The following is a 12,330-nucleotide window of genomic DNA, read 5'->3' as shown; positions in this document are numbered from 1 at the left end:
GATGAGCACGTACATGAGAGCCATCAATAAAAATCCACTCCATATCGGGGCATGAGGCTAGTAATTTGAATAATCTAAGTAACTTACCGCTGCTTGACCAACGATTAAAACGTTTGAAAATAGAGTTGGAATGACCAAAACAAGAAGGAATATCTCGCCACGGACAGCCTGTTCTAATTCTATAGAGAATAGCTTCAATAAAATTGCGTAAATTTGAGTTGTGGTGAATGGATAAATTACGCAGAATAACTTTCAACTTTTGCCAGGGTTGATCTGTCAGCATGGTACGAGGCATAGCGAATAGTAAAATTGGGTTTGGCGATTTGATTTTACTACTTCGCTATTTTTTTAAACTAAAAGTGTCAACACACCCTAAGCATATTCAAGCGTAAAAAACCTTTAGCACCAGCTACATTAGAGCGAATTGTGAGGGGGATTTTAAAATATATCGTTCACAACCCAAAACCTTACATCGTGGACAATGTGGCGCCAATTCTTACTGAGTGTGCCAATGGTTCAAGTCGTAGATCCATGCCAATAAATGAGCCATTACGTACAATTACAGCAGAAACAAAAGGCGGTACACATGCGCTATACGTGTGTCACCTATCTAAAATGAAAAAGGGGTGCACTGGCCAAGAGCTATCAGAACCATTTCACACGTTAACGACCGTGAATCAGTTTGCGGAAGTACGTGCGCTACTTTTGAAATTTACCGGGCAATTCAACTTTAAGAATGACTTGTTTGAACGTTTCGGCTTAATCGAAATCAATAATGAACATTATTATATTGAAGACATTGGTTTTAGGATGATTCAACCATTTGAGTTGTATAAGGCTCAGGGCTTTCCAAGCAATTACATCTTTACTCATGGTGTAGATGAAAATAACCAAAAAATTAAGCTGACGAAAACTGAGCAATACAGAATGGTAGGTAACTCAGTACCTCCAGATCTATCCCATGCACTTGTCAAAGCAAACTTTAAACATGAAATGAAATATCAAATTGCATCGTAAAAAAAACCTAGCATTGATTGGTCAATGCTAGGTGGGTATAAGACTTTTCAGGGGCTCTTATATTGCAAATGCTAACTGTGCTACTGGTGGCTTTAACATGCCCATTGATGTTAATACATCAGTGTATGTACGTACAGACCAGGTATTCGTTGATATATCAAAATAGATACAACTAAAAATAGTTTTGTACTCAGCGTACAGGGTAATCAAGTCAAAGCTATCGATATTGGCATTTTCAACCCGTTCGCTATATGTTGTACTGTAAGAGACACGCGTTAGATCTTCAGGTGCAAAATAGACAATACGTGCTTTGTCGCCGTGTCGTTCGTGGTTGTATTTGATCGTATTACACTTTGATAATCTCTCAATGTAACGGTCAAAAGATGCAGAATTTTGAACCTCTTTGTAGAGTATTTCCGCTGCATGGTAAATAAAGCAGTTGCTTAACCCAATGCCGTGCGAACTAAGGACTTTTTCTCCATCTGTTTTAAACATCGTGTAGCGTAGATACATCTTGAATACTCCAGGTTTTAAGCAATGAGCTTGATGTATTCATTTTAAAGACTGTTTGGGCTTTAAAATTTTTTCAAAAAAAAACCTAGCTAGGCTAGGTCAAAAGGGTAGAAGTTAATTAAATAACCTGAAGATCCAAAGTCCTAATGCTAAAAATGCTTCTTCCAGCACTTCAATCTTGGTTGTGTATTCAAGTGAATATAGATGTCCAACTTCAGTAACACTCAGTTTCATACGATTAGATAGGTCCAAGTCACTCACATTTAATTTGATCAGTGCATTAAACAAATAAATTAACGAAAAAAAGTTTTTTGATAAAGTTTTTGTGGCTAATAGATTTAATATAATTATCTAATTGGTTAGGTTATAAAAGGTAAAAATTTTGTCTAAATCTGATAATGACAACCCGTGTAAAACCAAAGAGAAACCGTTTTGGAACCATGTCAATACAGATGACTACGAAGAAGAAAACGAATATAAACACCAAGCGCCATCGTTCTTTAAGTATTTATTCAATATGTGCAGAAGCTGGCTAATAGTCATTATCGAAGTGCATATTCTTATTGGTTTTATTCTACTGGTTTTGTACATGTGGAAAGGCGTTTTAGTTTTTAATTAATAACGCTGTTTTTGAACAAACCCAATTCATGAATCTGAAAGCAGTTTGCCGTAGATATTTAACATTCAACGCTATTAAATGCTCAATCTGTTTATGCGATGAATTCCCTCTAAACCATCTGCATATACAAGTGAGTCGGTTCCTGATCTCTGGCCATGGTCTGACCAGGCCTGGAAACCAAAATCACCGCGTCAAAATTTAGTACGCGCAACAGCCTTATATCACTTGAGTTTTTCTAAGATCTAAGTCAATTTTGAACTTCCAATACGACCAGTAGGCAAGTGGCATGCCTACTGGTTTTTATTTTTTGATTGATCATCAGACATGCAAGAAATAGAATTGGTATATATATTCTTTCACCGGTCTTGAGATGTCAGAAAAATCAGAAATACCGCTTAAAGCTGGTGATTTAGTTGAAATTGAAGCTCTTGCTCCTGGTGCACCTAAACGCATTCCAGTGGCGTTAGAGCTGCTGTCGGCTGGATTTGCATCACCAGCACAAGATTTTATTGAAAAGTCGGTCGATCTCAACGAAATGCTGATCACCAATGAGTACTCTACGTTTATTGGTAAAGTAGGCTCTCGTTCCATGCTAAATGCCGGTATAGATATTAACGATAAGCTCATAATCGATAGAAGCTTAGACGCCAAGCATCTAGATATTATTGTTGCTCAGCTAGAAACAGACTTTACCGTTAAGCGGTTGATGATCACCAAGCAAATGTCAGCTGGTGAAATTAATGAAATTTTTGGTCCAGATGCAAAATCTATCCCTCCAGTTTGGCTTAAAGCAGAAAACCAAGAGCACTCACATATTTTTCTAAAACCTGAACAGGAATTGATTGTGTGGGGCGTAGTGACTTACATCATTAAAGACGCACGAAAATGACAAACCGGGTATTTATTCATGTTGATATAAATTCGGCATATTGTTCGATGGAAGCATTTTGGAACCCTAAGTTAAAGGGTAAACCATGCGTTGTCTTAAGCTCTAATGATGGAACAATCATCGCGAGAAGCGCTGAAGCTAAACTCTTAAAAATCCCGATGGGTGCGCCACTCTTTAAGGTCCAAGACATCATCAATAAACATAACGTTCATGTGCTATCGAGCAATTTTGCGCTATATGGCGAAATGTCACGCCGTTTTCATGGAATATTATCTGGTTTTGTAGATCCAAGCTGTTACAGCATTTACAGCATTGATGAAGGCTTTATAGAATTTACTCAATTTACTAAAAACTTTGATGCTACTGAAATGGCACGGGAGATTCGGCATCAAGTATATAAGTTTATTGGCTTAACAACGTGCGTGGGTGTTGGTAGAACACTGACTGAAAGTAAAATGGCCAACAACCTTGCCAAAAAGAATCCAGAATTAAATGGAATCTGTAATTTAGTGACAATGAGCCTGGTAGATGTCGAAAGCTACTATCAAAGCATGCCAGTTGATGAAATATGGGGTGTAGGGCGAAAGTACGCTAAAAAGCTTAATGACATGGGGATTTTAAGTGTGCTGGATCTTGCAACATCCAACCCGAATCGAATGCGTGAACTCTTCAATGTGAATATGCAAAGTACGATTTTAGAATTGCTTGGCCAGCCATGCTTTGAATTTGAAAGTTCACCTAAGGCGAAACAACAGATTGTCTCGAGCAAATCTTTCGGCCAGAAAATTACTGAGCTCTCAATTCTTCAAGAAGCCGTCAGCAAATATACCCATAATGCATTCAATCGGCTTGTTGCTGAACACCAGCTATGCGGATCTCTGATTGTTTTCTTGCAATCCAACCCATTTGACCAGTCAAAACCGTATTACAGCAAGTCGTTAACATACACGTTTACCCAACCTACAAACAATTTGATGCAACTGGTTAAAGCTGCCACATCACTGATTGATAAATTGTACAAAGAGGGGATAGAGTTTAAGAAATGTGGCGTGATGTTGTGTGAATTGATAAAAGAAGAACATCGCACGATCGGCCTACTAACTGACGTAGAGCAGCTTGAAAAAGAGCAAGCGTTAATGACGGCGTTTCAAAACATTCAAAGTAAGTTTGGCAAGGCTAAAATTGCTGCTGGATCATGTAATCTGAAAAATAGAGATTGGGAACCTAAGTCAGAACGTCAAAGCCGTAACTATTTTAGTGAGGCTGGTATGATTGTCTTCAATTGATTCATTTGAGGGAATTTGTTGGCAATGACGGGGATGGTCAGACTCGAACTGGCATTCAAGGAATCAAACCTTTGCCTTAAAGAGATTGATCAAATCTCAAAATCAATTGGCTACACCCTCGGAAATATAAGAAATTAAGATTGCTGATAGCTTCTTGGTGATTCAGCTGGTGTACCATCATCATATCGCCAAAATAAGAAGCTTCCACTCCATTCGACTTCACCTGAAGCATAGTCACGGATCTTATCGCTCCAGCGGATAGGTTTAATTTCATGGTCTAAGAATTCATCCCACACAATAAACGCCGTGCCATCTTTGTTTGGGATTTGGTCCTCTATGAAGAACCAGGGTGACTTCACATCAACAGAACAGCGTTTTGTCATTTTGTCTCTCTCACTCTTTTGAGTCGTATGCATATTCATATAAGCCTCAAATCAATTGAAAAGATCCTGGAAACTGTTTTGAACGTCAGATCGTGCGATCGGCGCTGTTTCTTGTTGCACAACTTCATCAATCAAATAAGCAACAGGACTTACAGATTGGCTTTTTGTGAAAGTCGGTGCACCAGCTTCAGCGATAAACTTCTCGCTAATCGGTTTTTTGATTTCTAAGCGATACACACGGCGCAGCTTGTTTAAGCAATCAGACATTGAGCCATCGCCAATACCGTGACGGGCTTTCTTGTTATCACGAGTCTTAAACGTGAAGTATGGAAAATGTTTGGCCATGACTGCAGTAATGTCTTTACCAACCAAGTAAATGTGGCTGTGTGTTTCGTAGAAGTGGGTAAATGACGTCTCTACGTGATAAGCAGCCAACAAGCTTTTTGCTTGAGGGTCAGTGATAACCGATTTAACTTGGTTAATCATTTTTTTGGCAATTGTTTTGTTATTCATGATGAACACCCTATAAATTTGATTAATTAGATTGAGTTAATGCAAGTTGCGTAAAAATACGTTTTAGGCACACTTTACATGTAACAAGGTGCGGTACCGTGTCCACGGTAACTTCACCTACTTTCATTTTGAATTCTTTCTTTGCTTCATCTGCAGGGAATAAGCCTCCAGCTGAGCACAAGTACTGGTTTTTCTCACGAACCAATTTAGATCCTGAGTAGTCTTCATCAAAAACCAAGTGAGTCACTGTATTTGATTTTTCACCATCGCCCCATGATCCAGCTGACAAGCCTGACATTACAATTTTTACACCAGTGAACCATTTGAACGGTAAAGCACTGAAGTTTTTCTTCTGATCGATAGCATCAAAGATCGGTTTAGCTTGTTGCAGCGCATTGAATAATTCAAACAATGCAGTAATTTTTTTCTTAGCATCCTGTTCAGCCTGGTTCCACTTGGTTTGCGCCTCATACTCAGCACGGGTATACCAGACCACTTGCCCATTTTTTGCATATAGCCAAAGTTTTTTACCAGTCATGAGATGGTTCACCATCGCATCGGGCATATCAAACATGAGGTTGTTAAATGACATAACTTTGTCATTCAGGTTGATAAAAGACTTTTTATCTTCAGGTAGTAGCACCGGCACTAACGTAGAGCGTACTAATGCTTCGTAGTTGTCAGTAGACATGCTAGAACGTGGGAAACTATGACCTGTAAACACTGGCTTAAGATAAGGGTTGTATGGCAACTCAGTTGCTAAAACCTTGGTGGACCATTCTTCCCACAAATTGAACTTTTTAGCTTGTTCAACCATATGGTGCAGATCTGCAGTAGAAATTCTAACTGATGGCATTGAAGGGTTATTTACGGATTCTGGCGCACGAGTTACACGAACAAGTTCTATAACTTCATGCGCTTCAATTGGACCATATTTGCGATCAAGGTTTTTGTTCAGTAATTCATTAATAGAAACCATTTCAACTCCAAGTTTTAAGCTTTCTGCTTCAATATGTTTATTTTAAGATAGAACCTAACCCAAAAACTTTTTTAAAATTATTTATTATTGTTTTACTGGTCCTTGCTGCGACTTTTAACAGATAGCAGCTAAAAATAGTAATGAGGATGCTATTAGAATGATGGAAGCAATTAACGAACCATACAAATAAGCATTGATCCTGGTGCGCCAGATCTAGCGCTGGCCACAACCAAATTTCTAAACCTTTTTTTAATCAACTAAAAAAACATCGAATGCGGTTTTCAACTGCCAAAAAGTGAAGCAATAGACATGCTTCACTGGTTGTTGTTATTAAGCTTCAGTCAATTCATTAATATCTAGGATATGAACGCCGTTTGATGTCAGTAGCCAACATGGGAGGGTATGTGCTTCAGTGACTTGAAGTATGAGGCTGTTAAGAGTGTCACTAGATTTTTTGCAGTAAAGGCAATCAGGTTCAGGATTGCTACCATCATCATCAATCAATGGCGTGTCAGCAATTAAGCGGTATGAAGCATACTTAATGATGTCAATATCATCGGCATTGATTGGCTCTTTTGAGCTTAGGAGTACTTGCTCTAAGCTGAATGCTTCAGGTTCAATCCATTTAACCTTGCTGGTGTTTTCAATCTGGTAACTTAACTGAGTGCCATCAGCAAAAAACACGACAAATTGACCATCTTCAATGTGCTGTACTTTAAAATTGCATGGAATGGTGAATGTGTTGTAGTAATTCATGGGGTTTCTCCAAGTTGTAGGCGTTGAGCCTAAGTTGATTAATCGTTTAAAACAGATTCGATAAAAGAGAGTATTTCAGCTTTAAGAGATGCTGAAATGGTTGCAGTATTTAACTGGCTTAAATACATATCAGCTTTGTCTTTTATTTCTTTTGACGTTGCGGTTTTACGAATTAAAACTAATGTATTCCACATATTAAAAGCCCTTAAGGATAGTGATTAAATCTATATTCATTATACAAAGCGCAATAGCTGTTTAATTTTTCTTAAAATTTAAAATTTAAAAATTCAAAACCTTTTTAATCAATTAAAAAACATCGAATGCGTTTTAAAAAATGCCCAAAAGAAAAGGGATAAGGGTTTACGCTTATCCCTGTTTGGGTTTTAGATATGGCAATCAACAATCGTGATTATATAGTCGCTTGGAAAGCTCTTCAGCAATGCTTGGTTTTTGGATTCCCAATTTTCCTCTTTGTATAAGTCTTCTCCAAACAATCCACATTCTGAACCTGTCCAATCTCCGATTTCTGCATCAGTGGTAGCATCTAAGAAACAGTACGTACCGAATGGGTTTGCTGATTTTTTAGCTAGGAATTCTTCACGGCTCACCAAAAATTCATCAAATTCATGTCCGAATATGCCAAACAGGTTATCCGTATCACTGGCTTTCATTAATAAGATTGCATCTTGGTTATGATAGAAATTACGCTTATCGTTCACTGATTCGATTGATTCATCAGACCAAACATCAGCCCATGACCGCCAAGTACGTGAAGCATCACCGATACACTTCTCAAAATAGTCATAAACACGGTTAGCTTCGGTTTTTAAGCGGTTGATTTCGGTTTCAAAATCTAGCTCACCAATCGGACAGCTATCCACTTTTCGTCCATCAAGACGCAACAGCATGTTTTTCCAACGTCCTCCGATTTCATACCAATCGTATTTCGGATTCGGGTTGGTGGTGGTGAAGTAATCGACCACTTTACCGTCAGCATCAAGCTCTATCCATTCTGTCCAACTTTCATCAGGTTTTTCACCTGTCAAAACAGTCGGCGTAACTTTTTCGTTATACCAGTTAATGAACTGTTGAAGCTCAAACACTTCAGTACATGGCACATCTTTTTGATGCCATTGAATGAACATGCCTAAATCACGAATGCGACTTGAGTACGTACCATCATCGTTTTTGACCTGTACCACTGATAAATGTTTACCGCCGTTCGGGAAGTCAGCAAAAATATCACCTTTGTTGTTTTTGATGGCATCAAGCTCGAAGTCTGTTGCATCACGCACGAAACGAGGGTCGTCAAGAAACGCATAGCGTTCTTCACCATCATCTATGATAGGCTTTGAGTTTTTCATCAAAGTGATTTCTGTCGATTCGTATTGGTCTTTAATTTCGTCCAATGATGATTCTGAAATGCAATATTTGTTTTTAATGCCTGAGCATTCAAATTCGTAAAATGGTTCTAGGGCATCTACAACATCACCATCAGGGGTGGTAACTACTGCAACTGTGAAATGTGACATTTTAAAATCTCCAAGTTTTGAGCCGTGTGCTCTACATCTGAGATTCCATAATAGTTATTAAGTGGCGTTTATAATTTTTTCCTTAAAATATTAATGAAGCTGAATTTAACAACGGTAGTGGTTCAGTAATTAAAATATTTTAATCAATTAAAATCACCGTATACGTTGAATAAAACTAATATCAATTATTTATATTTAATTAAATAAAATAAGGCTCACATATTAAAATAACCTGATTACATAGATCTATATCAAAAAAAGATGGCAATAATTAATAGTTGCCATGGCAGAGTAAAACTTGAAGTGCGACATAAACCACCTAATTAATTTAAAGGGTTTATGGAGTATATAAAATTGTCATACCATCATCTTAACTTTGAAGATCGTACTGCATTAATGCTTGAGTCAAGAAAAGAAGGCTTTTCAGCCAGAAAATTTGCTGAACTTATTAAAAGACATCCTAGTACGATCTATCGTGAGCTTAAAAGAAATAGCATCAATGACGTTTATCAAGCTCAATATGCTTCTGATAACACTTTTGCTAGACGTAGACGTGGTCACAGAAAACTCAAAATCGATTCAATCCTCTGGAAATTTATTGTTGAAGCGATCCGTTGTTTATGGTCTCCTCAGCAAATAGCAAAGCGTTTAAAGACATTTCCTGATTTGGATCAAACAATGAATGTAAGCCATACAACGATTTATTCAACGATACGAGCATTACCCAAGGGTGAGTTGAAAAAAGACTTATTATCCTGTCTACGTCATGAAAATAAAAAGCGAAAAGCTAACGGTGAACCTAAAAAAGATTCTATATTACAGGATATTAAAACTATTCATGAGCGCCCAGCCGAAGTTCAAGAAAGAAAAATACCGGGTCATTGGGAAGCTGATTTAATTAAAGGTAAAGACAATAAAAGTTCGATAGCAACACTTATTGAACGAAATACACGGCTCTGTATCTTGGCAACATTACCTGATGCAAAGGCAGAATCAGTGCGCAAGGCTTTAACTGAAGCTCTGAAATATTTACCTGCAGAACTGCGTAAAACGTTGACCTATGACCGTGGACGTGAGATGTCAGAACATAAAATACTCGAAGAAGATTTAGGCATAGATGTATATTTCTGTGACCCACATTCACCCTGGCAAAAAGGCACATGCGAAAATATGAATGGTTTAATTAGGCAATATTTACCTAAAGGGATTGATTTAAATCAGGCAGATCAGCATTATTTAAATCAAGTTGCCATGTCACTGAATACTCGTCCTAGAAAGGCGTTAGATTGGCTTACACCATTAGAGAAATTTGCTCAGCTTGTTGATTATCATATGGCTTTTGAAACTGTCGCACCTCATGTTTGAATTCGCCCCATATTTTTGCTACAGTGAACCAAATTAAGATCATCTATTTACTAGGCCTCGCATTTGCGGGGTTTTTAATGCTGAATAAAAGGAAAACTTGATGGAATTGCCCAATATTATTCAACAATTTATCGGAAACAGCGTTTTAGAGCCAAATAAAATTGGTCAGTCGCCATCGGATGTTTATTCTTTTAATCGAAATAATGAAACTTTTTTTCTTAAGCGATCTAGCACTTTATATACAGAGACCACATACAGTGTCTCTCGTGAAGCGAAAATGTTGAGTTGGCTCTCTGAGAAATTAAAGGTGCCTGAACTCATCATGACTTTTCAGGATGAGCAGTTTGAATTCATGATCACTAAAGCGATCAATGCAAAACCAATTTCAGCGCTTTTTTTAACAGACCAAGAATTGCTTGCTATCTATAAGGAGGCACTCAATCTGTTAAATTCAATTGCTATTATTGATTGTCCATTTATTTCAAACATTGATCATCGGTTAAAAGAGTCAAAATTTTTTATTGATAACCAACTCCTTGACGATATAGATCAAGATGATTTTGACACTGAATTATGGGGAGACCATAAAACTTACCTAAGTCTATGGAATGAGTTAACCGAGACTCGTGTTGAAGAAAGATTGGTTTTTTCTCATGGCGATATCACGGATAGTAATATTTTTATAGATAAATTCAATGAAATTTATTTTTTAGATCTTGGTCGTGCTGGGTTAGCAGATGAATTTGTAGATATATCCTTTGTTGAACGTTGCCTAAGAGAGGATGCATCGGAGGAAACTGCGAAAATATTTTTAAAGCATTTAAAAAATGATAGACCTGACAAAAGGAATTATTTTTTAAAACTTGATGAATTGAATTGATTCCAAGCATTATCTAAAAATACTTTTTGAGTTCTAGTTAATGATTAAATATATTCTTCAACCGTACTGGTCATACGTTTTTTCATTTTGTAAGGCTTGTAATGAGGAACATAACAAGGCTTGCAAACTGCTTCATAGGTTTTGGTATCAGAATGATAATAAAAGCGATCCAGTGGTTCATAGCCATTGCAATGATGGCAATAACGCTCAAAACCCAATGAAGTGAAGATCATCTTCTGCACAAATGCTTGTTTTTTATGTTTTGCTTTAAGTGTAGGTGAGTTTTTGACTTCACAAGAACAGATATAATCTTGGTAGTTATCGAACTCTGGTGCTTCTTGGTGTATGTGAACAAACCGATTTATAACTTTTGGATCAAAAATATTCCATTGTTGGTCATGTTCTGAAAATAGGAAATATCCATCTGCACCTGATGGCATTTCTTTACTGTATTTCGAGTAATGGATAACATGTTTTTCCGTTGGCTCAAAGTCATTCAGGAACATTCTCAAGGTATTGAGGTTCGGGAATTGGACTTTCATTAACTGTGCTTGAGTCACCAGATTGGATCTTGATTCGTAGTTCACCAGAACCATAATTTTACGGCTTTTGTCGATTCTGCCGATGATGTAATTATAGATATGATCAGACATTGTATTTTCTCCTATTCTATAGAGATCCATGTTAAGAACATGGATCATTCCCAAAAAATGCAATGAGATCGTTGCTCTGGTAGCTAAACTGCAATTCGGTGTAGTCCATTTTCAGTGTGCTATCTAAGTACGGTGTAATGTCGAGTTGCACGAATGAATCAATAAATTCACTTTCTGCGCCATACGCATCTATTGAGCCTTTGAACAGCTCCAGTACATTGCATGTTACATAGTCGCCAATTTCTGATTTATGTGTCTTACATGATGGTAGTAGTGCCAAGTCATTCAGGATCACTTGAACATGAGTGCCATCATATGAGCCTTGATATAGGCTGTAATATTTTTCAGGATTCAAGATACATTCAAGAACTAAATCAAAGTTGTTGCTGTAAGAGTTACGCGTAGCGACATATACACTTTCTGCTACTGGCTTTTCGACTTTGGTGAGTGTGATTGAGTCTGAATGCTCATGAGCGAACAAAATAGGGTCGTCTACGTCTTGTTCTTCATCTGGCTCAATGTCCATTAACGCCAAGCGTCTATCTTTGGTTTCTTGGTCGAGAATTTCCCAACCATCGATAGATAAAGTACCGCCGTCAGCAAGTTGAATGAGAACAGGGGTTTCTTTGTCCTGATCTGTATTGTCCAGAATGGTGAAGATCCCTAGTAATCGAACCCATGAAGTGATTAACTGGCAAATGGGTAGGTTTTCATTAATTTCATGGCGATTCTTGCAAGACTCGCTAAACATCGCCAGATTTTCAGGGTGATTAATATCAATATAGACATTGTGCAAAACAGCATCAGCACTGGTGTTGAGAGGTGGTCCCACTTGTTTGAACAACTAAAAGCGTATTTATAAGTGATATTCCGCTCTAGTTAAGCCACCTTGTTTTGTTGGGGTAGCTGATCATAGTAAAACTCATTTGGTGTCATTTTGTCTAG

At 37.6% G+C, this 12,330-nt stretch carries 15 protein-coding genes; 5 read left to right on the top strand and 10 right to left on the bottom strand.

Annotation, left to right across the window (positions count from 1 at the left end):
• A partial coding sequence (locus FTV08_RS15305) for a transposase (RefSeq protein WP_180087618.1) occupies positions 1 to 295 on the bottom strand: 295 nt, incomplete at its 3' end.
• A gap of 188 nt (positions 296 to 483) precedes the next feature.
• On the opposite strand from FTV08_RS15305, the gene FTV08_RS16330 reads away from it, so the two are divergent.
• Entirely contained in the window at positions 484 to 1,017 is a 534-nt protein-coding gene (locus FTV08_RS16330; protein WP_227520117.1) for a DNA cytosine methyltransferase, read from the top strand.
• 57 nt (positions 1,018 to 1,074) lie between these two features.
• Here the strand turns inward: FTV08_RS16330 and FTV08_RS15295 are convergent, their stop codons facing one another.
• Positions 1,075 to 1,530, bottom strand: a complete 456-nt coding sequence (locus FTV08_RS15295; RefSeq protein WP_033917523.1) for a hypothetical protein — start codon at positions 1,528 to 1,530, stop codon at positions 1,075 to 1,077.
• A 989-nt stretch (positions 1,531 to 2,519) separates the two neighbouring features.
• On the opposite strand from FTV08_RS15295, the gene umuD reads away from it, so the two are divergent.
• Complete coding sequence (gene umuD, locus FTV08_RS15290) at positions 2,520 to 3,038, top strand: translesion error-prone DNA polymerase V autoproteolytic subunit (RefSeq protein ID WP_033917549.1); 519 nt, start codon at positions 2,520 to 2,522, stop codon at positions 3,036 to 3,038.
• A complete protein-coding gene (locus FTV08_RS15285; protein WP_038350012.1) occupies positions 3,035 to 4,324 on the top strand; it encodes a Y-family DNA polymerase in 1,290 nt (429 codons plus the stop codon). Before umuD ends, FTV08_RS15285 begins: the two co-directional genes overlap by 4 nt.
• Before the next feature lie 134 nt (positions 4,325 to 4,458).
• Here FTV08_RS15285 and FTV08_RS15280 read toward each other — a convergent pair whose 3' ends face one another.
• The 6 genes from FTV08_RS15280 to FTV08_RS15255 form a co-directional block, all read right to left on the bottom strand.
• Complete coding sequence (locus FTV08_RS15280; RefSeq protein WP_032495678.1) at positions 4,459 to 4,746, bottom strand: hypothetical protein; 288 nt, start codon at positions 4,744 to 4,746, stop codon at positions 4,459 to 4,461.
• A 12-nt stretch (positions 4,747 to 4,758) separates the two neighbouring features.
• A complete protein-coding gene (locus FTV08_RS15275) occupies positions 4,759 to 5,220 on the bottom strand; it encodes a hypothetical protein (protein ID WP_046127872.1) in 462 nt (153 codons plus the stop codon).
• 22 nt (positions 5,221 to 5,242) lie between these two features.
• Positions 5,243 to 6,199, bottom strand: a complete 957-nt coding sequence (locus FTV08_RS16325) for a hypothetical protein (RefSeq protein ID WP_228160841.1) — start codon at positions 6,197 to 6,199, stop codon at positions 5,243 to 5,245.
• A 330-nt stretch (positions 6,200 to 6,529) separates the two neighbouring features.
• The gene (locus FTV08_RS15265; protein ID WP_024160768.1) at positions 6,530 to 6,955 is read right to left on the bottom strand and encodes a hypothetical protein; all 426 of its coding nucleotides are present in this window, start codon (positions 6,953 to 6,955) and stop codon (positions 6,530 to 6,532) included.
• Between the two features lie 38 nt (positions 6,956 to 6,993).
• A complete protein-coding gene (locus FTV08_RS15260; RefSeq protein ID WP_005006030.1) occupies positions 6,994 to 7,149 on the bottom strand; it encodes a hypothetical protein in 156 nt (51 codons plus the stop codon).
• Positions 7,150 to 7,338: 189 nt separating this feature from the next.
• Positions 7,339 to 8,487 carry a hypothetical protein gene (locus FTV08_RS15255; RefSeq protein ID WP_024160769.1) on the bottom strand — a complete coding sequence of 383 codons (1,149 nt, stop codon included), beginning with the start codon at positions 8,485 to 8,487 and terminating at the stop codon, positions 7,339 to 7,341.
• Between the two features lie 396 nt (positions 8,488 to 8,883).
• On the opposite strand from FTV08_RS15255, the gene FTV08_RS15250 reads away from it, so the two are divergent.
• Together FTV08_RS15250 and FTV08_RS15245 are read left to right on the top strand one after the other, a co-directional pair.
• On the top strand, positions 8,884 to 9,852 hold the full coding sequence (locus tag FTV08_RS15250) for an IS30 family transposase (protein WP_012308653.1): 969 nt from the start codon (positions 8,884 to 8,886) through the stop codon (positions 9,850 to 9,852).
• Positions 9,853 to 9,952: 100 nt separating this feature from the next.
• Positions 9,953 to 10,732 (top strand): aminoglycoside O-phosphotransferase APH(3')-VIa, encoded by a 780-nt coding sequence (locus FTV08_RS15245; protein ID WP_000422636.1) that lies wholly within the window; start codon positions 9,953 to 9,955, stop codon positions 10,730 to 10,732.
• Between the two features lie 44 nt (positions 10,733 to 10,776).
• Here FTV08_RS15245 and FTV08_RS15240 read toward each other — a convergent pair whose 3' ends face one another.
• Entirely contained in the window at positions 10,777 to 11,385 is a 609-nt protein-coding gene (locus FTV08_RS15240; protein ID WP_024160765.1) for a hypothetical protein, read from the bottom strand.
• 31 nt (positions 11,386 to 11,416) lie between these two features.
• A complete protein-coding gene (locus tag FTV08_RS15235) occupies positions 11,417 to 12,217 on the bottom strand; it encodes a hypothetical protein (protein WP_373685048.1) in 801 nt (266 codons plus the stop codon).
• Positions 12,218 to 12,330 lie beyond the last annotated feature (113 nt).

The organism is Acinetobacter sp. YH12226, assembly GCF_013417805.1.
Classification (GTDB): Bacteria; Pseudomonadota; Gammaproteobacteria; order Pseudomonadales; family Moraxellaceae; genus Acinetobacter.
This window is presented reverse-complemented; position numbering and strand designations above follow the sequence as displayed.

Bases quoted from the DNA above. Each gene is read 5' to 3' on its own strand.
- FTV08_RS15285 (WP_038350012.1), top strand. From the start codon at position 3,035: ATGACAAACCGGGTATTTATTCATGTTGATATAAATTCGGCATATTGT.
- FTV08_RS15255 (WP_024160769.1), bottom strand. From the start codon at position 8,487: ATGTCACATTTCACAGTTGCAGTAGTTACCACCCCTGATGGTGATGTT.
- FTV08_RS15260 (WP_005006030.1), bottom strand. From the start codon at position 7,149: ATGTGGAATACATTAGTTTTAATTCGTAAAACCGCAACGTCAAAAGAA.
- FTV08_RS15280 (WP_032495678.1), bottom strand. From the start codon at position 4,746: ATGAATATGCATACGACTCAAAAGAGTGAGAGAGACAAAATGACAAAA.
- FTV08_RS15265 (WP_024160768.1), bottom strand. From the start codon at position 6,955: ATGAATTACTACAACACATTCACCATTCCATGCAATTTTAAAGTACAG.
- FTV08_RS15250 (WP_012308653.1), top strand. From the start codon at position 8,884: ATGCTTGAGTCAAGAAAAGAAGGCTTTTCAGCCAGAAAATTTGCTGAA.
- FTV08_RS16325 (WP_228160841.1), bottom strand. From the start codon at position 6,199: ATGGTTTCTATTAATGAATTACTGAACAAAAACCTTGATCGCAAATAT.
- FTV08_RS15245 (WP_000422636.1), top strand. From the start codon at position 9,953: ATGGAATTGCCCAATATTATTCAACAATTTATCGGAAACAGCGTTTTA.
- FTV08_RS15275 (WP_046127872.1), bottom strand. From the start codon at position 5,220: ATGAATAACAAAACAATTGCCAAAAAAATGATTAACCAAGTTAAATCG.
- FTV08_RS15295 (WP_033917523.1), bottom strand. From the start codon at position 1,530: ATGTATCTACGCTACACGATGTTTAAAACAGATGGAGAAAAAGTCCTT.
- FTV08_RS15240 (WP_024160765.1), bottom strand. From the start codon at position 11,385: ATGTCTGATCATATCTATAATTACATCATCGGCAGAATCGACAAAAGC.
- umuD (WP_033917549.1), top strand. From the start codon at position 2,520: ATGTCAGAAAAATCAGAAATACCGCTTAAAGCTGGTGATTTAGTTGAA.